Below are 23,872 nucleotides of genomic sequence, written 5' to 3' on the forward strand. Positions count from 1 at the left end.
CAATTTTTGCGCGGAAGATACCGAGACTATCGGGCAAGGAGGGACGAATTGGCACCCAATTCACCCTCGATGCGGCAGCTTGCAAAAGCCGACATTCCAGCCTTCAGGCCGGCATTGAGAACATTGGATGCTACGTCCCACCAGTCAGCCGCCGATGGATGGATATGGCGCCAATTCGACGACTTTCCGGCTACGATGAGCGATTGGATCTCGAGACGATCAACTGAGGAAACCCCTTGCAACTCTCACGGAAATCCAAACCCGGAAGGCACCGTCCCGCGGATCCTGGAGGGCCTCAGGATGGCCTGCAGCCGCAACAGTATCGTCGCTGGGCTCCAGAGGCCAAGGCAAGCATGCGGACCGAAGCGTTGACGCCGGGCGCGGGTGTTTCAGCGCCAGCCAAGGTGGTTGGCGCAAGCCCGTCGGGAAGCAGGGCAGATGCAGGTCTCACACAAACCTACGGAAGCGCCCCCTTCCTGCCCGTCAAGACGGTGCCGGTCCTGCCGATCGCCACAGAATTGTTTCGAGCATTCAACGAGGGCGGTCTGAAGTACGGAATAATTCAGGATCTCGCATCCCTGCAATATGGACTTGCGGGGCGGGACGATCTGGATGTCCTTCTGGACAAACAGGACTACCCAGCCTTCTGCTCGATCGTGAGCAAGCTGCACGGCCGTCGCAGCGCGAGCCTGTCCTGCTACGACAATGTCTGCGCCGGCCGGGAGGACTGGTTCCTGCCCGACTTTTCGCATGGCCGCTATCTCCATCTCGATATGCATATCGGGGTCCGGGTCGGCTGGGAGTTTCGCAAGCGCTATCCCATATTCGACTATGCGGCGATTACGCGATGGGAGTCGACTTGTGTCGACGGCATAGCGGTCCCCGTCGTCTCTCCCGAAGATGAGATTCGAATCGCAATTGCGCGCTTCGCCTTTAGGGCCTGGGGGCCGCCGTGGAAGGAATGGATCACAGTTAAGGATGGTTGGAAGGACCAATTTGCACGTCTGCCGTTTTTGTCGAGCGAGCATGAAGTGGAATACACGTTTGGCGGCGGACGATCGGCGAGGTGCAGGTTCCTGCAAAGCACCGACAGTTTGCTCGCCCACCGTGGAGATCTTTCCAGGCTGCGGCGTACGATCCGGGAATTATGTGGTTACACGGGACGTTATGGAATCGCCGATGCCCTCATTCATATGGTTCGCAAGTCCTCCTATCTCGCGTTGAGATGCCTCCACCGCTGGATGCCCGGCAGATTTCCGCCAAAGAGACGGCCTGCGGCTGGCGGCTTTGTAGTGGCGCTCGTCGGGCCTGATGGCATGGGAAAGAGCACTCAAGTTGATCGGCTGACACAGATATTTCGATGGAAATTCGGGTGTGCGCAAGCATACGTCGGGACCGGAGATGGCAAGGGATGGTGGCTTCGCAAGGCGTTGCAGACTCTGGTTTTTCCCCATAGACGCCGCCTTAAGTCCTTGGCCCAGCAAGGTGGCAACAATTCCGCCAGCCGAAATTGGTCGAAGGGAGGAGTTGCTTCCGCCGCGCTGGCATTGTGGGCAGTTTTGATCGCGTATGAGCGATACGCTGTCGTGAAACGCGCGCATCGATGGGCGACGCGCGGCCTGATCGTCATTTGCGACAGGTGGCCGCAAGCGCTCGCCAGGGGACATCTGGACGGGCCAACCATCCCACCGCACCTGTTCTCCGTCCCTGGCTTGTCAGCTCTCGCCCGGCTCGAGCAGGGGCTCTATCAGAAGATGGCGGGGTGCCGGCCACACCTTACTTTGCACCTCGTTTCCGATTTTGCCGTCTCCGAGCAGCGAAAGCCGGGAGAAATCAGGAAGGAAGCCTTCGATGCACGGCTGTCGCTGATGGCGGAGCTGCGAGCCAAGGACAAGACCATCCGAACCATTGACGCAAGCGCTGGCATCGAGGCGGTCGGCCGCGAATTGTTCAGGCATATCTGGCTGTCTTTGTGAGAGGAAGGCCTGGCGGCTATCGACCAATCCCCAACAGTCCCTGACACAGGGCCTTGCGCCATCGCGAATCGACCGGTGTTCCCTGCCAGGCGGGGGAAAGACCGCCGAGCGCCCGCGCTCGATGGCGGCGCGCTGCTAGAGCCCGTTTCATCCCGGGATCAGCACGGGGCTCTGACTCCAACGAGCCAATATGGCTCTGTTTGGACGAGAACCTGTCCCACCCGGCCCGCAGCTCCACACAACGACGGAGGTTGCCATGTTCGACACCATACGCAGGACCGGCAGTTGCCTGTGCGGCGGCGTGCAGTTCTTGGTCCGCGGTCCGCCGCTCCGCACTGGTCTTTGCCATTGCAAGGATTGCCGCAAGGCCGGCGGCTCGGCCTTTTCGGCCTTTGCCATCTGGCCGCGGGAGGCCTTCGAGGCGACGGGCCTCGTCAGCTCCTATGGCATGCGCAGCTTTTGCCCGACCTGCGGCGGGCGCGTCGCCTTCGTCGACGACACCGAAGCCGCGGTGGCGATCGGCAGCTTCGATGTCGTGCCGACCGATCTCGTACCCGAATATGAATTGTGGACCGCGAGACGCGAAGCCTGGCTGCATGCCTTGCCCGGAACCGAACAGTTCGAGCGCGACCGGCCAGCGGCGAACAGCGCAGAAGTGCCGGCGCCGAGGTCGCTGTCGGAAGTCGCGGCCGCGTGAAATTTGATTTTGCGCTCCCCTTTCACCCGTATGCGCGCCCCGGATTCAAATCCCCTGAGGTATAAGCAAATGAAGATCGTTCATGTGCTCACCAGACTGCTTCGGGCAGGTTCTGAAGAGAACACATTGGCCTGCTGTCTAGCTCAGGCGCGGCACGGCCACGACGTGCTTTTGGTTCACGGCGAGGAGTATGACCCGGGGTTGCGGACATCCGTTGCCAGAGCCGTCAGAGTGGTGACCCTGGAAAAACTCATCAATTCGATTTCACCATCCCGTGACATGTCTGCATTCGGGCAACTCACTCGCCTTATGCGCGATTGGCGGCCTGACATCGTGCACACACATCAAAGCAAAGCCGGTATCGTCGGCCGGCTTGCTGCCAGGGAAGCCAATATCCCCTGCATCATCCATGGCGTGCACATTTTGCCTTTCGTGCATGTGGGCTGCGCGCGCAGGCTGATATTTCTGGGTGCCGAACGCCTGGCCGCGAAGTTCACGCGCGCTTTCATCGATGTCAGTCAGGCTATGCGCGACATTTGCATCGCCAATCATCTGGGCAGCGCCGATCAGCACCATGTCGTTCACTCCGGCTTCGATCTGGCGCGCTTCGCGAACGCGCAATGGCCGCAAGACCCCCATCTGCTGCTGGGGACGGCCGTCGGAGAGCCAAAGCCACCTGTGGTCCTGATGCTAGCTGCACTGGAGCCGAGAAAACGCCATGTCGAGTTCATTGAATCGTTCGGGCAAGTCGTCCACCAAATTCCGAACGTACGACTGATCCTGGCAGGTGAAGGACCAGCGCGGGCCACTATTGAATCGGCGATTGAACGATCCAAGTTCGCAAACAACATTCGTATGATCGGCCACCATAGCGAGCCTGAGCGGCTGATCAGTCTAGCAGACGTGTGTGTGCTAACGTCGATGCGAGAAGGACTACCTCGCGTCATGATGCAGTATCTGGCGGGCGGTCGAGCCAGTGTGGTCTCGCATCTGCCGGGAGTGGAAGAGGTTGTAAAGCATGGCGTGAATGGAATTGTGACGCCCGAAGAAGACGTTGGCGCCGCAGCGGCTGCGATCGCCGACCTTCTCCAAAATGAGCACCGCCGCGCTCAACTCGCTGATGGCGCGAAACTCACCGACCTTTCATCCTGGGGTCTGGATGCCATGTGTGATCGGGTCGAGTTGATTTATCAATCCGTTCTTGAATCGGCCCTTTCATCCGCAAGGCCAACCGAGACCCAAATTCGCGATGGCCTCGCCAAGCAATCCTTAGGACTGCATGAATTTTGATCCCTTTGCTCCTTCGAGGGAGCACGGATTTCCAAGGCTACCGTTCCAACTTAACGAATACCTGCTGTCACGCTCCGGTCGACGAATATCGATTGGTCCTGACGGCAGGCAAGACAATCGGAGTACGACGATGCGTTTGCGTGCTGACCAGCAATTTCCTTCCAAGCTTTTGCGAGTGAAGGATTGGGCCCGACGGCTTTTTCCCGGATTTGAACCTGGAGCCGGCCGCATGCTGGCAATGATTTGTGGGCTCGCCATTGCCTTTGTTCTGCTCACCGCAGATGCATCCCGTGCGGATGGATATACATTCGACACGGGCGACGTCCTGCGGGTATCCGTGATTGGCGAGGAATCCTATCCGCTGGACGTCGTGGTCGATGATCGCGGCTCGATATCACTTCCCATGCTGGGTGATGTTCAGGCGCGCGGCCTCACCAGCGTTGCCCTTTCCCAGGCCATTCAGCGTGCATTTCAGCAGCAGAAGCTCATCCTCGAGCCGTTCGTGAAAGTCGAGATCGGCCAGTACCGGCCATTCTTTATTTCCGGAACGGTGGCACATCCCGGATCGTACCCGTTTCAGCCCGGAATTACCGTTCGCCATGCACTCACCATAGCCGGCGGCTTTCGGGCCACCGTGGTGGGAAACACGGAGCCGGCCCTGCAAATAGCTGATCTGCGCAGCGCACGCGCAGGTCTGGCGATCGAAGAATATCGTCTGAAGGTTCGGCTCGCCAGGCTTCAGGCGGAAAGCCGGGCGGACAAATCCTTCGTTGCTCCGGCGGATCCGCCGGTCGAGTTTGGCGGACACTTGATTGCCGACATCATTGCGTCCGAACAAGCGCAACTGGACGCCCGCCTTACCGCATATCGGGACGACATTTCTTACCTGAATGTCTCGTTGGATCGGGCCCGGAAGGAAGTAGATATGGTCGCTGCCGCGCGAAAAGAAAGGGAAAAGACCGCGAACATTCAACTTGAAGAACTGCAGTCTGCCCGGTCGCTGCGAGAAAAAGGTCTGATAACCAACTCGAACGTCATGACAGCGGAAAGAGCCCATACGAGCTATCGCGCCGAACTTGCGCAGACCGAACTGCAGCAGGAGCAGGCGCAGCAGGCGATGCTGAACTCGGAGAGTGAGCTGAGAAAAAAGAAGCAGAGTTATGAAATTGACTTGATCTCGCAAACGCAGGATACGCAGGTCGAGCTGGGAAAAATTCAAAGTCAGATAAGGTATGTTGCCGACAAGCTTCTCTTCATCTTCACATATGGCGAACAGAGGACCTTCGACGACCTACAAGGCTCTGTGAAGATTTCGATTTTCAGGCGCGACCAGAAAGTCGCCCACGACATCGTCGCCGATGAGAATACGGAAGTCAGAGCTGGCGACGTCATCGAGGTTTCGATCGTGGCCAACAAGGGGTTCTACGCACCGGACACGTCCGGAACAATGGCGGCACCCAATGCCGAAGGCCCGGCACTTCAGCCAAGCATTGTCGGCCAATAGCACCAACGGGGTGCGCCCCATCGAACACGGCTTGGTGCAGGCCTGCCGTTGTTGCTCCGCAACATTCCTGCTTCGTGTCTTGATCGGGCCGACGGGTAAGAATCTCATCTCCAGAACTTTGACATGATCTTTGGGACAGCACTGGCAGTCGTCGGAACCGCCTCCGGCGGCCGAATTCCCATGTCGAAACGGAGCAGAGCGGATCCCTCCTCCGGGCGGCGGCGCTCTGCAAGACGTTACATCGCGCCCGTCGCCGCCCTCCCATCGTCCGATCGCGCATCGCGTGTGCAATCCGCAGCTTGGCATGCGGACCGGCGTAATCCTGGCTCACCCTTTAGCGACGGAGACTTGTGATGACAGAAAAAGAGCTGAAACCTCCGATTTTTCTGATCGGCAACTACCGGTCGGGGACGACAATTGCACAAAAATTGATCGGGCTGCACCCCGACATCGTTACCTGGTACGAGCCAAAAACCTTGTGGCTATACGCCGATCCGGCGCGGCGTCATGACGAATTCGTCGAAACCGATGCCACCGATAGGGTCGCTCGTTACATTCGCGGCCGGTTCCTCGACTATCAGTCGCGGCACGGTGACCGGCAAATCATGGAAAACACGCCTGCCAACGTCTTGCGCGTGCCGTTTGTCCACGAGATTTTCCCGGAGGCTATATTTCTCTATATTACGCGGAACCCATTTTCGTACATAAGCTCGATGGAGCTTAAGTGGCAACGGGCAAAGTCTATCAAGGGACTAATACGCCTCTTGAAAATCACTCCCGTCACACAAATCCATTATTACGCAAAAGATGTTATAAAACAGATAGTCACAAAAAGACTGCTTGGACGGAAATACACATCGGTCTATGGGCCGCGTTACAATGGAATAGATCGGGATCTGAAGGAGCATGAAAAGTTGACGGTGATCGCACGCCAGTGGGCGCGTGGCAATCGAAGGGCTCGAGAAGATCTCGCGAAGCTGGGCAACGGCCGCGTGCTGTCCTTTCGCTATGAGGATTTGATACAGGATCCCGAGTTGGTCTTGCGCCGCATCTATGAACATTGCGGGCTGAATTGCACCGACGATATCGCTCGCAAGGCCAAGGAGATGATTGACCCCGGCCGCCAGCAGAAGTGGCTCCGCCTCGAAAAGAAAGACCTGACGGCGATCATACCAGAGGTCCGGGATGAGATGGAGTTCTATCGCTACGAAATTCCGTCGCTTCTTCAATAGGTGAGGCGCGCAAGGCGCGGGCGGTCGGCACGGCGGCCGAGCCCCATCATGACCAATGCGATCGTGACGTTGCGGGCGCGTCGCCGAGCCGTCGCTCGGCGACTCAAGGGGGCGACGCAATGGTCCCTGTTTGGGTGGGCCGAGGAGTGGAGACAGACGTGAGCAACAACAGGCGCGGGCTGGCAAAACAAAGTGTCGTGGGCATGTTCTGGACGTCCTTGTCCATGGGTGCACTCGCGGTCGCGGAGCTTGTCGCTCTTCTCATCCTGGCCCGGCTGTTATCGCCCAATGAGTTCGGTCTTTACTCCGCAGCGCTGATCGTCATCAAGTTTTCGGCGATCTTCCAGGGACTTGGCATTACCCCCGCGATCGTCCAGCGACCTGTGCTGGAAGAGCGGCATCTTCGGGTCGGTTTTACCATGTCGTGCCTCCTCGGCCTGTTTGTGTCCGCTTTGGTCTGGGCGATGGCACCGGCAATTGCCGACTTGCTTCGACTCCCCGATCTGGCTCCGGTCGTTCGTGCCATCTGCTTCGTGTTTCTTTTCCAAGGAGCTTCCATGGTGGCATTGGCCGCAGCTCAGCGCGCGCTGCGATTCCGCTGGCTGGCGCTCGTCGATGCCTGCGCCTTCGCGACGGGCTACGTCGTTGCCGGTCCGATCCTGGCTTGGCTCGGCTTCGGCATCTGGGCCCTTGTCGGCGCGCTCCTCATCCAGCAATTCATCCGCATGGTCGTGCTGCTCGCTGGCCAGCCACATCCGATGCGGCCTTTGCTGGAGCGACACGCCATCACCGAGTTGCTCTATTTCGGGAGCGGGTTCACCATTGCCCGGGTATGCAATTACCTCGCCACCCAAGCGGACAGGCTTGTCGTGGGCCGATGGCTCGGCGCCGATGCACTTGGACTGTACGGCCTGTCGTCACAACTGATGACGACGCCCGCGGTCATCGTCGGGCAGGTTCTTGATCGGGTGCTGTTCCCGACCATGGCGCTGGTCCAGGAGCAGCCCGCGCGGCTTGCGCGTGCCTATCGCAGCGCAGTCGCGGGTTGCGCTCTGCTTGTCCTGCCGGCCAGTGTGGTCGTGGCGATCGTCGCGCCGGAGTTGGTTGCGGTCATTCTCGGGCGGGGATGGATAGGGGTAGTCGACCCGCTCCGGATTTTAGCGTTCAGCATGCTGTTCCGCACGAGCTACAAGCTCAGCGATTCCGTATCGCGCGCAACAGGAACGGTCTACGCTCGCGCCTGGCGCCAGGCAGTTTTCACCATCGGCGTCTTCGCCGGCTCCCTCATAGGGCAATTCTGGGGCCTCGAGGGCGTGGCGTTCGGCGTCGGCGCGGCCTTCGGGATCAACTTCTTGCTCATGGCACAATTGAGCCTCCGCGTGACCGGGATGACATGGGGGGACTTCCTTGTGGCACACCTGCCCGGGCTCGCGCTCGCGGGCGTTGTCGGAACCGGAGTCTGGGCACTGGTGGAATGGCTGCGCGAGTTCCATCTATCTCCTCTTCCCCTGCTCATCGATACGGCATTGCTGGCATCTGCCGGGGGCTTGCTGCTGTGCTGGATCCTGCCCTCGCTGTTTCTTGGGCGGGACGGGCAATCATTGCTGCGCTTGCTCGCTGCGGTGGCGCCCGCCTGGCCCAGGATGAAGAAGGCAACTGACTAGTCCACGACAGAACATTTGGGCCGCGGCTTTCGTGCGCTGCGTTACCGTCGCCATGCTCGATCGGGTATCGGAACTGACGCCCCGTCGGGCACGTGGCGATTCCGGATTTAATCGAGAGAAGTGCGAAAAGGAAATCCAACATGGCTAAACTGCCTGAGCTTCCCTGGGGTGACGCGAAACTCTTGATGACGGAATTCGGCATCGACGCCTTCGACTGGCTGAACATTGACAATTGGACCCAGCCAAGCGGATCAGCGAGCGGCAGCGAGTCTCCGCGCGTACTCTCCGAGCTTGGCGATGGGCTCGGTGCCGAAACCGGCAAGGGCGGTCACACCACCAGCTTTGATCCCGCCGCAAACCAGCTCGATCTCGTCTCCGAGCATCGGATCACGCCGGCATGGGGGAGCGAGGGCGGATTGAAACTGACTGGCCTCACCGAGGCGGCAGCCAGACTTGGCATTCATCTGGACAGCATGCTTCTCGACAGGCTTGCGGCGAAGGCCTCTGGGTTGTGGCACAATGTGGAAAAGGGTCACGCCGACAGCTTTCTGACCTCCACCACCACTATCCCTGAGGCATTTGCTGACATCGGCACGGTCTCGACGCGCACCGCGGTCACCACCAGCAGCCTCCTCGCTACCAGCTCCAGTGCGATCGACCCGATCTTCGAGACAAGGGTGGCGACCGCCGGCGACGATGTCGAGCAGAAGGGCTCGGGCGCGATCTCAACCAACACCAACGATCTGGAACTGGGCTATGACAGCAGCACCCGCCAGACGGTAGGCATCCGCTTCACCGGCATCGACATACCGCAAGGCGCCACCATCACCAGCGCCTACATCCAGTTCCAGGCCAATGAGGTAAAGACCGGCGCGACCTCGCTGCTGATCAAGGGCGAAGATGCCGACGACGCGAGCGCCTTCACCAGCGTCAGCTTCAACGTGTCCTCACGCGCGACGACGGACGCGTCCGCCGCCTGGACGCCGGACCCGTGGACCACGGTCGGCGCCCACGGCTTGGCCGAGCGCTCGCCGGACCTGTCGACGATCGTGCAGGAGATCGTCAACCGCTCGGGCTGGGCGGCGCTCAACGACATGGCATTTATAGTTACCGGCACCGGGACGCGCACGGCCGATTCCTACGAATATTCGCCGACCGGCGCTCCGCTGCTGCACATCGAATATCTGCTGCCTGCATCCGGCGCTCCGGTGGCCTTCAACACCCCGGCCGACGCCGACGCCGCCGCCAACCAGATCGCCGAGCTTGCCGCGGCAGGTGTACCTACCGGGATCACCGCCTCGGCCACGGATCCCGATGCCGGCTCGACCGTTACCTATAGTCTCAACGATTCACGCTTCGCCATCGACGCCAGCAGCGGTGTCATCACGCGCTCAGCCACCGGCACGCTCGACTTTGAGACCCAGCCGTCGATCAATCTGACAGTGACGGCAACCTCCTCCGACGGAGGCACCGCCAACCAGGTCTTCACCCTCGCCGTCCTCAATAGCCCTGAGCCGGTCGCCTTCAATTCCTCGCCGGACGCCAACCCCGCCGCCAACCAGATTGGCCAGAACGCCGCCGCCGGCACGGCGATCGGGATCACCGCCTCAGCGACGGATCCCGACGCCGGCTCGACCGTCACCTACAGCATCGACGACTCTCGCTTCGCCATCAATGCCAGCAGCGGCGTCATCACGCGCTCAGCCACCGGCACGCTCAACGCGACGTCGGAGCCTTCGATCGCCCTCACCGTCACGGCCACCTCATCCGATGGCAGCATCGATACCCATGCCTTCAACGTCGACGTCACGGCCAACCAGCTGCCGGTGGCCTTCAACGCACCTCCCGACGCCAACCCCGCCGCCAACCAGATCGCGGAACTTGCCGCCGCAGGTGCACCCACTGGGATCACCGCCTCGGCCACGGATCCCGATGCCGGCTCGACAGTCACTTACAGCATCAATGACTCGCGCTTCGTAATCAATTCCAGCAGCGGCGTCATCACGCGCTCAGCCACCGGCGCGCTCGACTTTGAGACCCACCCGTCGATCAATCTGACAGTGACGGCAACCTCGTCCGACGGAAGCACCGCCAACCGGGACTTCAGCCTCGCCGTCCTCAACAGCCCTGAGCCGGTCGTCTTCAATTCCTCGCCGGATGCCAACCCCGCCGCCAACCAGATCGCGGAGCTTGCTGCGGCAGGTGCACCCACCGGGATCACCGCCTCGGCCACGGATCCCGATGCCGGCTCGACCGTCACCTACAGCATCAATGACTCTCGCTTCGCAATCAATTCCAGCAGCGGCGTCATCACGCGCTCAGCCACCGGCACGCTCGACTTTGAGACCCAGCCGTCGATCAATCTGACAGTGACGGCAACCTCGTCCGACGGAAGCACCGCCAACCGGGCCTTCAGCCTCGCCGTCCTCAACAGCCCTGAGCCGGTCGTCTTCAACTCCTCGCCGGATGCCAACCCAGCCGGCAACCAGATTGCCCAGAACGCCGCCGCCGGCACAGCGATCGGGATTACCGCTGCGGCCACGGATCCCGATGCCGGCTCGACGGTCACCTACAGCATCGGCGACTCGCGGTTCACCATCAATTCAAGCACGGGTGTCATAACGCGTTCGAGTACCGGCACGCTCAACGCGACGTCGGAGCCTTCGATCGCCCTCACCGTCACGGCCACCTCGTCCGATGGCAGCATCGATACCCATGCCTTCAACGTCAACGTCATGGCCCACCAGCTGCCGACGTCGGTGACCCTGGCCCATACTATCCTGACTTCGCTGTGGTCGCCGCCGAGCCCCGACCCCACTGATATCGTCTATATCTCCCACTTGGGCACGCTGCTTGTTGCCGACAGCGAAGTGGAGGAGATGTCCATTTTTACCGGCAAGAATCTCTACCAAACGACCCTGGGCGGCAATCTGGTGGGAACACTCACGACCATCAATTTCTCCGACGAGCCCGCCGGGATCGCTTATAATCCTGCTAACCACCATCTCTTCTTCGCGGACGATACCGGCACCAAGAGCGTGTACGAACTGAACCCCGGCAATGATGGACTTTACAATACGTCCGACGACATCGTGACCTCGTTCAAGACGTCAGCATTCGGCAGCACGGATCCGGAAAGCGTTGCCTATGATACCAAACGTGGCGTCCTGTATGTCGCGGATGGCACAACGCACAACATCTACACCGTCGCACCGGGTCAGAACGGCAAATTCGACGGCGTCGCGAGTACGGGCGGCGATGACATCGTGACGAGTTTTTCTGCTTCTGCGCTGGGAACCCCGGGTGATGAAAGCATCGCGTATGACCCGGTCAACGATCTCCTCTATATCATTCAGTCGCGCAACTCAGTGGCAATGGTTACAACGACAGGGGATTTTTTGGGTACGCTCGATATCTCCTCGGCCCACGCGAAAAAACCGGCCGGATTGGCGCTGGCGCCAAGCAGCGACGATCCGAGCCATATGAGCCTCTATATCGTCGATCGGGGCGTGGACAATGACGCGAACCCAACCGAGAACGACGGCAAAATCTATGAATTCCATTTTAATGATTGGCTCGTCTGAAACCGGCACGGCGTGATGGCTCAATCCCTCGGCGCACGTCACGCCGGCCGAAAGGCGCGCTGATTGCAGTTCGGAATGATGTCAATGCAATGTGAGGCTGGTCCGGGCTTCCAAATGAAAAGGCTGGAGCCCTATGTCCTCAAGACGCTGTTTTCAGCGACCAAGATGCTCCAGGAGCTTACGCCTGGCCGGGAGGGCCGACGTGAATATGGTTCTTGTCTCCCCATCCATTGCCCGGCTTTGAGCCGCCCGATTTGGCAATCGCCCTGGAGTTCAAGCTTGTGCCGAGCAAGAGCGTCACAGCCGGCGGCGTAACCGCCGCAAAACGCCCCGCCTTCTTGAGAAATTCACGGCGCGCTTGAGCCTCCGAGACCAGGGTTTCCGGCGTTCGTTCCGAGCGTTTTGTGCTTTCAGTTGACATGTCAGACCTCTTCACAAACTTTCTCAAATTCACAGCTTTCACATTAGGCTTGCTGATACGGGGGCACTAGTTCTCCAAAAGGCTTAGATTTTCGTACTAGGGTTGAAGAGTGTGCGAGCTATGCGACGCAAGAGGTCGGACGGTCGACGTCGCGCCAACCCGTAGGCGCGTGAAAACCGCCATGTGCCCCACATCAAATTGCCGGCCAGCCGCAACGGGGCGCCGATGATGGGGTGGGTCGCCGTGAAGATGCGCCTCCAATGCTGGAAACGGACCATTGGGCGTTGTGCACATTTTGCCGGGATTCTGGTCCCAAAGAAATGGTGCAGGGCCAGCAGCTGAGTGTCGAGCGCATTGCGGGCGCTTCGATCCGACATGGATGCCTGCAGTACCGTCCAGTCCACGCCGTCGCTTTCCGCCAATCGGGCCAGATCATGAAGGTGTCTGAGATCTATCCTTCCGCGCCAATAATCTCCCTCCTTGAGAAGGTCGTGCACCATCCAGTGCAGGGCGCGAGACTGAGCAGACGGAATCTTCACCCGAAGGCCGTCTCGCTGAACGAGCTTGGGGGGGTCAAAGCCGTTTGCCCGGCTCGTCCGGAGCTCAAGCATGCCGGCGTCCTGCTGGCGGGCCATGCCTCGAGCGCCCGCCACATCGACGTAGCCAAGCTTTTCGAGACAGGTTCGGGCGATCGTCTCTTCGGGCGGTTCGACGGCTAGATCGAGGTCACTCGTCATCCTGCTGGGAACCCGGCCGGCCGGCGAAAGGAACAGGGGAACGGCCCCCTTGAGCAGAAACGGAACGACGTCGCGGCTGTTGAGAGCCGCAACGGCTTCATGCAGTTGGATACGCAAGCGCAGGTTCCGTTCCCGATTGCAGTCGTGAACGAACTGAAGGTACTCGCGCACGTCCTGCGGAAGATGGTGGGTCTGTCCGGCGCGCGCGAGCGACGAGAATAAATCGGGTGTGAGCAGGGTGTGATTGGCCAGAGCAATCACGGCCCGCCAATCGGTCCGGTCGGTCGGACTGCCGCGCAGCCCGGCGACCAACGCCTGTAGCGCGACGCCCCTGCTGATCATCGGCACGCTTTCGTGATCAGTTGTACTGCATCATCAAGCCTCGAATAGGCCAGGCAATAGGTTCGCGCCGATCCGATGAGTTGGACCAGGACGTCAAATGCGGTGCCGCTCAGCTCTCCGCCGGGTGCAAGCGCGCCGTTAAGAAGACCGCGCAATGCGTGAGCTGGATCGACCGGCTCCAGGCTAGCTTTCGAGTCGCGACGCCGACGGAGCAGGACCACACAGCCGATAGGTAGGGGAGCGGGAGGCAAGGGCACGAACGCCTTGGGTACGGCAAACCGCACACGCTTGCGATCTGGGCGGCGACAGACTGGAACCGCACCGAGGTCGGGGCAGTACTCGGCCAGCAGCGGCCATGCTCCCGCCTTGACTGCCGGGGCAAACGGAAGGCCAATCCCATGCCCCCTAGAGTCCAGCAGCGTCACATCATCTGCGGCAAAGCCAAATCCTGCATGGACCAATGCCAAGGTCAGCGTTGTCTTGCCGGCGCCCGGATTGCCACAAAGAAGAACGATGCGTTCATTTCTGAAAAGCGCTGCCGCATGGAGAGCAAGTTCATAGGCGCCGTGATCCAGAACCTCGGTCAGCAATTGCCCCTTCAGCATGACGGGTAACTCGTCGAGGGAGCAGGACAAAATCCACTCGCCATCCCTCAGCAGATGGACCCGCCCCCCATGCCCGACCACCTCGAGCAGAACGTCGGCAGTCTCTCTTTGGACCTCAAGGTGCCGAAACACGGTGATCGCGGGAAAGGCGCAGGCTGCCGGATAGACGATGCGTATGTTGAGGCCCGCAACGGCGACCACCTGGCTCACGGCCTTTTGAGCTGACGAAGCAGACAAAGGCGCGAACGGCCGTATCAGGTTCAGCCGCTGCCAATCCCCGAGCGCAGCCTCGACATGCCTGTCTGCCTCAAGCCTATGAACGCCAACGCACGCCATCTCGGCCGAAATGGCTTGCGGTGACATGCCTTCTTCCAGAGAGCGCCAGATGTCGGCAGCAGTATCGTTGATGGCGAAAATGGCCTGCCGGGACGGGCTGTATAGGATGTTTTGGCCCCTGACGCGTGCCAACCGCCCCTGGATTACAAACGTCCCATGACCGTGATCGGCGGGGCCTGACACCACGTTTCTGTCAATCGCCTCGTGCTGGTTCATGGCGGTGATGGTCCAAGCTGTTGTTGCAAGGCAGGTTGCCTGTAAGGGCCACAAGACTTCCCAGTTCGGATGATCTTCGCAGGGATGATCATTGCCCGACGGCTACGACTTTTTCACAGCATTTCGTCGGAGAACCGAACCACGTCCTTGTGTGTCTCGATCCACTGGAGATGCGCCTTGTTCCAATATTCGCGGGCGTTGGCGCCCGTCAGAAATCTGAAACCAGACGGCGGCAGCGGCAATGCGGAGGGGATTGACTCATCGGGCAGCCACAGCAACACGTTGTCCCGACTTTCAATCGTCAGCCGCCATGTTCTTTCCAGGCGACGGAACCCACGCATGTTAGCGGCAGCCAATGCAAAAACCGATTCCGTGATCCTCAACCTGGGTGACTGATCGACAGCCTTGATCGGCGCCTGATGTGTGATTTCGCCCTTGGAGAGAAAAGCGTGCATACGGATTAGGGATCCATCGATCCGCACGGTTTCTCCTGTTCCGTCCCGTTCGTTTGACGCAGGATCCAGGCTGATCCCGGAGAAGCATCCGTCGAATAGGCAGTCTTCAATGATGCCGCTGAGGAGATAGTCGTTCTCCACGGCATCATCCCTGATTTCGCTGAGCCAGCATCCTTTTAGACGAAAGCCGTCGGCGTGCTCGGCAAAACGAATGCCGTCCCAGCAGCGGCGCGCACGGACACCTTCTATTGTCGCATCGGTGGTTCCGTCCCTGACAAGCAGAGCCGCGCTATTGCAGTAGGTGTCCCGCCAATCGGATGTTAGCGGCACCTGGCCGTCGAAACGTCCGCCGACAAAGTGAACGCCGGGGCAGTTGCGGATGACGACAGGATACCGATTGACCGGCAACGGCCCCTCGTCGCAGCCCATCATCGCGCTGGGATCGATGTTTCTGCTGTTGGCAACTGTGAAGGCAGCATTGCGAGCGTTGATAGTTGCTCCCGGCTGGAGATTCCGGATCAATTGCTGTTCGAAGCCATACTCACCTGCCAGAACGAACTCGTTGCCACCTTGGGCCTGGCACAAGCCGGGCAACAGGACGATCACAGGATACAAGCCGGCGACGCCCATGAATAAACGACGATCCATGCTCGTGCTCATTGACCTACCGAATCGCACAGCCGATGCCGTTCGAGGCAGGCCAGGAGCACAGCATCGAGAACCCTTTCGGCGACGTCTTCGGGTGATGCGAACCTTTCCACGGCGACCGCCGCCAGTACGCCGGCGTGATCTTCCGTTCCCATCCCCCCCTCAAGATCGGCCGCAATCTCGCGGCAAGCACGGTCCGCCGTCAACCAGAGATCAAAGTCGCAGTCAGGAGATGCCCTTTGCATCCGCGAGGACCGATCGCCCCTTTTCTGAAGTCGATCTCGTGCCACGCCGAGTTCGCCGCGCAGATGGACAAAAGCTATGTCGTGCACTCCAATGGCGAACAGAATATCAAGCCACTTCTCGGATGTTGCTCGATTCCGACTCTTAAGCAAAATGGACAAGAACCCCTGCAACAGACCCTGATCCATTATAGCAATGGTATTATTTTCTGCTCTCTCGCTTTGGACATAGGCAACCACAAACGAAAGATTCCAGATGACTTTGGCTGCATCGACAATTGATGATTGCCCGCTTTCGATGACAAAGCGCGCAATTCGCGCGAACAGGGAGCGAAACTCACGATCCCTAAATCTTCGTGAAATAATACCGATCCTATAGATTTGGCGGCCGATGAAATTTCTGGCCTCCCACGCTACTTGCACATCGGCTACCAACGGGCCGCACCGCCGTAGGCCTTGCGCTAATAGGGTGGATGCGGTCGTCTTTCCAATTCCGGGGAGACCAAAGAATTCCACAAATCGGATGTCTGTTTGAAGCGCGCATGGTTCGACGCTTGGCGGCAAGTCAGCCGTCAGGTCGCGACCTGTGTGCGTAATCATTGGGTTCTGGTCAAAGCTGATTTTCGGAAGGTTGAAGAACAGCTCAATGTTGAAATAGTTGGGACCCGATCCCCGCGTACAACTTTGGACGCTCAAGACCAGTCTGCAATGATCGTTGCATGCCGCGGTAGAAGATGAGCAAAGCCAACGGCAGCCAGAAGAAGGCCGCAGTTGATGGACCGAAGGAATCGCTCATCTGGTTTGCGACGATGTAGTTCCACAGGGAAACCGACGCTCCGAGCACCATCACATTCACTTGCGCCGCCTGGTCGCTCCCCTTGTCATTGCCGAACAATGTGCAGAGGACGGCGCTAACCAGATATGCCAAGACAACGAGAACCATGATCGACACCAAAGCGAGTCCGGGCACTCCCAGTGTTCTGAAGAAGTCGATGAACAAATTGTGGCTATGGGGAGCGATATCGCCCACCGGCTGCCCTGCCCCCACTCCCATGAACGGATGCGACAGGCCGAGATCTATCGATATGGACCACAGGCGCTGTCGCGATACCACCGAATGCGCCTCGCCTCCGGAAAGTTGAAGAGCCAGAAGGTTGTAAGCCCGTGGGTTCAGGGACTGCAATGCCATCAGACTCACTTGGAACAATATCGGAGCAACAACGGTTCCGACTATTATTTTTATCGGACTCTTCTTTCTTCTGATTAGATATATACTATATAATCCGAAGAATGCACCGAGCCCCGCCACACCGAGAACGAAGTTTGTCTTTGAACCCGATTTCACCAAACCCAAGAGCACCGCGACGAGGCAGCCCAAGAGAAGAACTCGATGCTTGCGAGATGAGACCATCTTCGCGGCGATGAGCGGCAGACCGGCCGACAAGGCGATCCCGAGCTGGTTCGAGTGCTTGAAATAGCCTTCGGCCCGATCGGCGAATCTGGCATCGCCTAGTCCGATTGCGACAAGACAGGATGTTACAACGCTCATAATGACTATCGCCATCACAACCCTGTCGACTGCCACGAGACCTTTGCGTCTCGTGGAGATCGCTGCGACTGCTGGAATAATCGCGAAACCAAACACTTGTGCGAAAACCGCGCGCATCGTCCTGAGCGGATTGTCTGCGTAGAGCATCGACAGCAGGGACAGGATGATGATGAAAGCGGATATCGTCAGCACCGCAGTCGCCAAGGTCGCTTCCACCCGATGGAGTCGTCTTGCCGTTTCGGCATAGGCAACGACGCTTAAGAGGGCGCAGAACAGAGCAAGCAAGAAGGAAAGCGAGCCATCCGTCCCGGCAATCCGCGTTGCGCCAGGGAACCAGATGGACACGATCAGCAAAAGAACGAATGCCTGCAGCATAGATGAGATGTCACACCGAAAGCATTGTGCGGGAACTTCGAGCCGACACAGCCCTGCCCCAACGCGCAACGTCCAGCGCCTTGTTGTCCTGAGTAGCAGCACCGATAAACATAGGCTCAGCGTTCCCTGCGCGCCTTATATTTTCATTGCATGCTGCCGCATGGCGGGTGAATCTCCGCATACCTATTTACAAGCAGCGTAGGCTCGGCGGGAGGACAAGGAAATGAGCGAAAAGGGGGCATTTGGACAGGGTGCTCTACGCCTTTTGTGCAAGCGGCGGAGTTGCAGCGATTTCCGCCCCTTGATTGAGCTTCGGCGAGACCGCGCGGTCGGATTGAGTGTTGGTGCCGATTCGCAGATGTGGGAGACTTGGATATGGCACACTGAGTCTTCCACCCATAGGAGATCGCCGTGCTTTGGGGCCTTGTCGCGGTCGGTGTAATCGGCATTCTGCTGGGATTGCGTTTTCGAGCAGCTGCGCTCATCATCATGACCGCGGTGACTGTCGTAGGCGGCGCCCTTGCAGGTGGAATTGGCAGTGATTGGCACCGCCTGCTTTCAATCCTACTTCTCGTTGTCGTTCTGCAGTGCGCCTATTTGCTCGGTCTCTTCCTTGGCGTCGTCTGGCGCCGAGGCATGTCACGTGAGCAGTGACGGTCTGCGGGTGCCGTTTCGCCGCCCCGGCGCCGCATCTGTTCGCCGTTGCGGTCGCAAAAGCACGCTGCGATTTTGGGACGACGACAGCATAAGGCAGAAATTTGCGACGCGCTCATCAAGACGCACGGTCGAATTTCATCACGGCGAAAACAGTCCGCACGAGAATAACGACATCGGCCCATAGGGACCATTCCCGCACATACCGGCTGTCGATGGCGACACGGCTGGGATAGTCCATTGCGTCTCTGCCTGTCACCTGCCACAGGCCGGTTAGCCCCGGCCGGGTTTTTAAGTAGTCGATCGCGCAGGAGTCGTAACGTTTCAATTCGTCCGGAACGACCGGACGAGGACCGACGCAACTCATCTCGCCTCGCAGCACGTTAATGAGTTGCGGCAGCTCATCCAGGCTCGACTTTCGGAGAATACGCCCCAGGAATGTGATGCGCGGGTCGTTCTTGAATTTCCAATTCTGCTCCCACTCCTTGGCGGCTTCGGGATTGCTCGCGAGATAGTCGGCTAAAACCCGCTCCGAGTTGGCCACCATGGTCCTGAACTTGTAGCAGGCGAAGCGCTTGCCGTTGAAACCTACCCGGGTGTGTGAAAATACCGCCGGTCCCCCGTCGGTCACCAATATCAAAAGGGCAACCGCCAGCATCACCGGAGCAGCGAGAACAAGCGCGATCAATGCGACAGACACGTCCATCATCCTCTTGGGCCGGCCTCCAAGCGGATGGACGGTTTGTCGTATGCGGATGCCGGGCCTGCGGCGCTTTATATCGAATGCGCTGATTGTCACGGGTTCTTACCAAGAAATGCTGCTGATGTTGGCCCACTTCACTGTGGCTTGTCATTGTCGGCAAGAGAAGCAAAGGAGGTAGCGCCATACCCTGCGCTCTTTACACCTTTGCCTGATAGGCGCGTCGGCGGCGTACATCGGTAAGCCTTCTGATCAAACGGCGTATCACCTGCATCCATTTGCTGCAGTAGCAGATCGCCAGGTTCGGCAGTATTGCAGAACTGGATTCTAATTCGTTCGGCGATCATAAGGTCAAAGCGCCAACCAAGTTCCGGCCGTCACGCTCTCGCAAGGATAGGATATAAAGGAACCACGTTTGCTAAATGCGCAGGGCCGCTAGGCGTCCGTCAATGCAGGAAGTACACATGCATCGCACTTTAGGACCCCGCAGGCAGTTGATCGCTCAAAGGATACCACCGTCCTATCCGATATTGTGGAGCGCCCAACGTGGTGCCTGGGTTGATGCCTTCGTCACGTGATTTTCCCGCAAAGTCGTTTGCTGTTGATGTTTCGGAAATCGACATTGCCGGAGTACTTGCTATCGTGCGCAAGCAAATAGCCTCGCTTGATCTCGATCTCTCCGGCCTCACCGTGGTCGTTGGTGCCGCGACAGGATACCAGGCGGTGACCGCCACAGTGGCGGCGCTCGCCAATGCCAGACGTGTCGTTGCGCTCACCCGCATCTCCTCTAGACATCCGAGCTTCGCGGCAACTGCGGACGCTACGTTGGCATTTGCCAAACAGGCCAAGGTCGCCGAACGCGTTGAAGTGGCGAACCGCATCGACAGCCGCAAATGGCAGGATGTCGACATCGTTACCTACTCTCTCCAGGTCGGGCCGATTTCGAGATCGCTCATCGAACTCTTGCCCTCGCATGCAGTTGTTTCGCTGATGGCAGAACCATGGGAGCTGCGGCCGGGCGTCGTGGACTTCGACGCCTGTGACGAGGCCGGCATCAAGGTTGCCGCTCCCAATCTCAGCCACCCAGCTATAGACCTGCTGCCGGAGTTCGCGCGGGTATGCTGCATCTTGCTCGGCGATGCCGGTGTCGATCAACGTGCCGCGAGGATTGCCATCGTCTGCGACACGCCCTGTGCACCATCCCTTGAGCATACACTACGCGAGGGTGGGGCCAGTGTAAGCGTTTTTTCGCACCCCGAGCTCCTGACCGGCGATGCATGGGATGTGATCGTGGTCGCGATGACGCCCTCCCACAAACCACCAATGGACATCAACAGCCTAGGCCGTATTGCCCGGAACTCGCGCCAAGCGCTGCTGGTGCAGTTCAGTGGCGGGATCGATCGCTCGGCCGCCAGCTATTTCGGCCTCAGACTCTGGCCACCGAAGCGCCCTACCGGTGGTCCGCCAGGCCTTCCACCTGACGTACTCGGACCAGCTGCAATGGTCCGCAGACTGACGGGTGGATTGAAGGCCGCCGAAGCCGCTTTTCGGGGCGCGGAGCTCGCAGAGGGCAGCGTTGGATTTCTGGTGAAGGCAGGGTCCACGACGGTTGGCCGGGAACGTACCTAAACACCCGCCGAGAGTGTCTGTCTCGCGAAAGGCTCGGACGAGACGATCGACCTTCTGTTAGATCAGAACGGCGACCCGCTGGTCCCGCCCGTTTACGCATCCAGCAGTTGTACTGGTAGACCAGGCGAGACCGATCGAGGCAGCCTTCAAAGCAACATCTGTCTAAGTTTGTACGCTACCTCCGTGCGATTCGTAGCCTTCAGTTTTTTCATGATATTGCGGATGTGCACCTTGACGGTGCTCTCACAGAGGTTGAGTTCGTAGGCAATTATCTTGTTCGCCTTGCCTTTCTTGAGCGCCTCCACGACCGCCGCCTCACGTATGGTGAACATACCGGCGAGCGGACGGGCACCGTTTGCGGACGAGTGGATGAGCTCTCGGAGCGCCAGCACGCAGCTGGCAGGTACAAAGATTCCTCCGGCGCGAGCGAGACCAATGGCCTCGGCAGCGACCTTCACCGTCACGCTTGTGGGAATGTAGCCACGGGCGCCGCATTCGAGTGCGGCGAGAACCTCCGCCGGCTCGTCGGAATCCACCACGACGATTACGGGTACGGCGCCAATCTCGGCAATGAAATGCGTAAGTTCCGCCCGGCTAGTCGGGTCGGAGACCTTTCTGGAACCAAGGATGATGAGGATCGCAGACGGCTCCGTTTCTCCGGCAGTGTGCTGGATTTCGTCGAGCGATCCTACCGCGCTAACGCGCAAAGTGGGATTGTGTTCGACAAGGCCACGGGCAAGGCATTCACGCTCAAGTGCTCGCTTGTCCACAATCATCACAAGACCTTCGCCTCGATGTCCGTCTTCTAGATCGGACTTGATAAGGCCATTTGCGTCCGGCCCGTTGTGTAGCGGTCTTGTCGCGTGCTTCGAAAAATCGGAAGTTTGGTGTTCCATCGACTTACCTGCTCCTCTCCGCCGCTGACTTTGCCTTTCCTCCTTTTGGTTTGGCTCCCTCGCAAAAGCTTGTCAGCGTGAACTGATACGCTCATTTATCGTGTGTCAGGCTGCCTAGGTCTTAGGAATGGATTTAAGGAGTAGGGCATACGCCGCCCCAACGCGCGGACGTATGGCTTCCCTGCCCTTTAGAGGTAACCCAACCTGCAAGGCATACTACGATGCTGTGGATAAGACGCATTAATCCTGGTTAACAATTTGTAATTATATCTTAGCTAGCTAATATATCAGCCCCTGACAGCCACGAATTGTGCAGGCTTGATTCCACACCAAAAAGTGTATGCGGAAGGTCTCGGCATCAGTGGTGCGAACTTGCGATTCGGAGAGGAATCGGGCCGCAATTTTATGGAACCGCACTGACCGCTGCCGGTCCACACTCCCTTAGGCGCAGCCCATGCTGCTCGAAGCTAAATCGTCGTAGGTCAAAAGGAGATATGCGCGCAGGACCAGAAAGAGCTCGTAGTCTATGCTGGCAGGGAGACCGCCACTTCCCAGGCCTTCAGGGACCAGCGCACGTCCGTACCTCGTTCGTATGCTTTGCACATATCCGGGATGATCGCATATAGTCCCCCAGCCCCCGGCGCGGTTTCTCACAAACTGCCCGTCGGTTAGGCCCGGTGTCCTAGCCCATCCCAACAAGGGGGTGCCGGGCCGCTCCATCCAAATCCTCGCTGACCAAAGGCCCGCCGCCCCATTTGCGAGACGACGGGCCCTCGCCTAGCCCACACCCTATCAACGCAATTGCGGTGCCAGGCGTGCTGACCCATAATGGGTCGCATTTGGCCCCACGGCGGACGGGCTTAACATCGGGGCTGGCAGCAACGATAGTCAGCGTCATTGGCATGGGATGGCTCCTCGCCACAGGGCCTTCATGACAGGAAGCCTTGCAATTCGAGTTAGGCGGACCTGACCCATCGATTGGACCATTTCACGGACGCGCTCTTTACCTGATCTCCCAGAAGCGCAGATAGTGAGAAGACAGCCGCGAGCAGGAGGGTTATGAAGAGCTAGTGATAGGCTTGGAGATGACCATGCCCATCAGGGATGAGATCGGATCGCCTGGCATATTGCGGGGCCGCCTTTGGGATTGCATCGCGCGGCGGACTGCCGTGGATGACAGCCGCCGTACGCCGATCCTTAACCTGTTCCTGTTCCACCGCAGTAGGCGCTATTCACCCAGGTACGGCCGGTGATGGAACGCGATGGCATGCTAATCTCCAGAGATGACGAGCGCATGAAATTGCGCCTCGACAAGAAGCGCGGGGGATACTTTTAGCCATGCGCCACGTGGCCAAGAGCCTCGCCCCCACCGACGGCATCCGCGAATACATGGCGGCACAGGAGAAGAAGTCGCTGCTGCGCTTCCTCACCTGCGGCTCGGTCGACGACGGCAAGTCGACGCTGATCGGCCGCCTTCTGTCCGACACCAAGCAGATCTTCGAGGATCAGCTTGCCGCGCTCGAACGCGATTCGCGCAAGCATGGCACCACCGGCGACGACATCGACTTCGCGCTTCTGGTCGACGGCCTCGAGGCCGAGCGCGAGCAGGGCATCACCATCGACGTCGCCTATCGCTTCTTCGCCACGCCCAAGCGCAAGTTCATCGTCGCCGACACGCCCGGCCATGAGCAGTACACCCGCAACATGGCGACCGGCGCCTCGACCGCCGATCTCGCTATCGTGCTCATCGATGCGCGCCAGGGCGTGCTGCGCCAGACCCGGCGCCACTCCATCATCGCCTCGCTGCTCGGCATCCGCCACATCGTGCTGGCCGTCAACAAGATCGACCTCGTCGGTTTCGACCAGGCGGTGTTCGACCGCATCGTCGAGGATTATCGCCAGTTCTCGCACGAGCTCGGCTTCCAGACGATCGTGCCGATCCCGATGTCGGCCCGCTATGGCGACAATGTCACCAGCCGCTCCGACAAGACGGCGTGGTATTCCGGCCCGTCGCTTATCGAGCATCTCGAAACCGTATCGGTCGACGAGGCCGCGGTCGAATTGCCGTTCCGGTTTCCGGTGCAGTATGTCAACCGGCCCAATCTCGACTTCCGCGGCTT

At 59.3% G+C, this 23,872-nt stretch carries 18 protein-coding genes; 10 read left to right on the plus strand and 8 right to left on the minus strand.

The genetic code is table 11. The annotated features are described in order from the left end of the window. Positions 1-353 precede the first annotated feature (353 nt). The 7 genes from AC1DYC_RS30665 (at position 354) to AC1DYC_RS30695 (ending at position 11,947) form a co-directional block, all read left to right on the plus strand. Positions 354-1,976, plus strand: coding sequence for a nucleoside/nucleotide kinase family protein (locus AC1DYC_RS30665; protein ID WP_477411415.1), 1,623 nt, complete (start codon positions 354-356; stop codon positions 1,974-1,976). A gap of 256 nt (positions 1,977-2,232) precedes the next feature. After that, on the plus strand, positions 2,233-2,673 hold the full coding sequence (locus AC1DYC_RS30670) for a GFA family protein (RefSeq protein WP_477411416.1): 441 nt from the start codon (positions 2,233-2,235) through the stop codon (positions 2,671-2,673). Between the two features lie 69 nt (positions 2,674-2,742). Beyond that, on the plus strand, positions 2,743-3,963 hold the full coding sequence (locus AC1DYC_RS30675) for a glycosyltransferase (RefSeq protein WP_477411417.1): 1,221 nt from the start codon (positions 2,743-2,745) through the stop codon (positions 3,961-3,963). Positions 3,964-4,093: 130 nt separating this feature from the next. Then, positions 4,094-5,467, plus strand: a complete 1,374-nt coding sequence (locus tag AC1DYC_RS30680; RefSeq protein ID WP_477411418.1) for a polysaccharide biosynthesis/export family protein — start codon at positions 4,094-4,096, stop codon at positions 5,465-5,467. Between the two features lie 353 nt (positions 5,468-5,820). Further along, complete coding sequence (locus AC1DYC_RS30685) at positions 5,821-6,699, plus strand: sulfotransferase family protein (protein ID WP_477411419.1); 879 nt, start codon at positions 5,821-5,823, stop codon at positions 6,697-6,699. Positions 6,700-6,857: 158 nt separating this feature from the next. Further along, on the plus strand, positions 6,858-8,363 hold the full coding sequence (locus AC1DYC_RS30690; RefSeq protein ID WP_477411420.1) for a lipopolysaccharide biosynthesis protein: 1,506 nt from the start codon (positions 6,858-6,860) through the stop codon (positions 8,361-8,363). A gap of 140 nt (positions 8,364-8,503) precedes the next feature. After that, entirely contained in the window at positions 8,504-11,947 is a 3,444-nt protein-coding gene (locus tag AC1DYC_RS30695) for a hypothetical protein (RefSeq protein WP_477411421.1), read from the plus strand. Positions 11,948-12,125: 178 nt separating this feature from the next. Here AC1DYC_RS30695 and AC1DYC_RS30700 read toward each other — a convergent pair whose 3' ends face one another. The 6 genes from AC1DYC_RS30700 to AC1DYC_RS30725 all read right to left on the minus strand — a co-directional run bounded on the left by AC1DYC_RS30700 (position 12,126) and on the right by AC1DYC_RS30725 (position 17,873). After that, positions 12,126-12,368, minus strand: coding sequence for a hypothetical protein (locus tag AC1DYC_RS30700; protein WP_328824793.1), 243 nt, complete (start codon positions 12,366-12,368; stop codon positions 12,126-12,128). An 83-nt stretch (positions 12,369-12,451) separates the two neighbouring features. Next, entirely contained in the window at positions 12,452-13,447 is a 996-nt protein-coding gene (locus AC1DYC_RS30705; RefSeq protein ID WP_477411422.1) for a nucleotidyltransferase family protein, read from the minus strand. After that, on the minus strand, positions 13,444-14,604 hold the full coding sequence (locus AC1DYC_RS30710) for a PqqD family peptide modification chaperone (RefSeq protein WP_477411423.1): 1,161 nt from the start codon (positions 14,602-14,604) through the stop codon (positions 13,444-13,446). The genes AC1DYC_RS30705 and AC1DYC_RS30710 overlap by 4 nt, the downstream gene beginning before the upstream one ends. A gap of 113 nt (positions 14,605-14,717) precedes the next feature. Next, positions 14,718-15,707 (minus strand): hypothetical protein, encoded by a 990-nt coding sequence (locus AC1DYC_RS30715; RefSeq protein ID WP_477411424.1) that lies wholly within the window; start codon positions 15,705-15,707, stop codon positions 14,718-14,720. Positions 15,708-15,715: 8 nt separating this feature from the next. Beyond that, on the minus strand, positions 15,716-16,645 hold the full coding sequence (locus AC1DYC_RS30720; protein ID WP_477411425.1) for an ATP-binding protein: 930 nt from the start codon (positions 16,643-16,645) through the stop codon (positions 15,716-15,718). Next, positions 16,593-17,873, minus strand: coding sequence for an O-antigen ligase family protein (locus tag AC1DYC_RS30725; RefSeq protein ID WP_477411426.1), 1,281 nt, complete (start codon positions 17,871-17,873; stop codon positions 16,593-16,595). The genes AC1DYC_RS30720 and AC1DYC_RS30725 overlap by 53 nt, the downstream gene beginning before the upstream one ends. Positions 17,874-18,284: 411 nt before the next feature. On the opposite strand from AC1DYC_RS30725, the gene AC1DYC_RS30730 reads away from it, so the two are divergent. Then, a complete protein-coding gene (locus tag AC1DYC_RS30730; protein ID WP_477411427.1) occupies positions 18,285-18,527 on the plus strand; it encodes a hypothetical protein in 243 nt (80 codons plus the stop codon). A 118-nt stretch (positions 18,528-18,645) separates the two neighbouring features. On the opposite strand, the gene AC1DYC_RS30735 is transcribed toward AC1DYC_RS30730, so the two are convergent. Further along, a complete protein-coding gene (locus tag AC1DYC_RS30735; protein ID WP_477411431.1) occupies positions 18,646-19,233 on the minus strand; it encodes a sugar transferase in 588 nt (195 codons plus the stop codon). Positions 19,234-19,788: 555 nt separating this feature from the next. Here AC1DYC_RS30735 and AC1DYC_RS30740 point away from each other — a divergent pair. Further along, entirely contained in the window at positions 19,789-20,856 is a 1,068-nt protein-coding gene (locus AC1DYC_RS30740; RefSeq protein ID WP_477411428.1) for a DNA-directed RNA polymerase subunit omega, read from the plus strand. Between the two features lie 146 nt (positions 20,857-21,002). Here AC1DYC_RS30740 and AC1DYC_RS30745 read toward each other — a convergent pair whose 3' ends face one another. Next, a complete protein-coding gene (locus AC1DYC_RS30745) occupies positions 21,003-21,752 on the minus strand; it encodes a LuxR C-terminal-related transcriptional regulator (RefSeq protein ID WP_477411429.1) in 750 nt (249 codons plus the stop codon). Positions 21,753-23,090: 1,338 nt separating this feature from the next. Between AC1DYC_RS30745 and AC1DYC_RS30750 the strand changes: the two genes are divergently transcribed. After that, on the plus strand, positions 23,091-23,872 hold a 782-nt coding region (locus AC1DYC_RS30750), incomplete at its 3' end, for a sulfate adenylyltransferase subunit 1 (RefSeq protein WP_477411430.1).

It is taken from the genome of Mesorhizobium sp. P2_E7 (assembly GCF_056403855.1).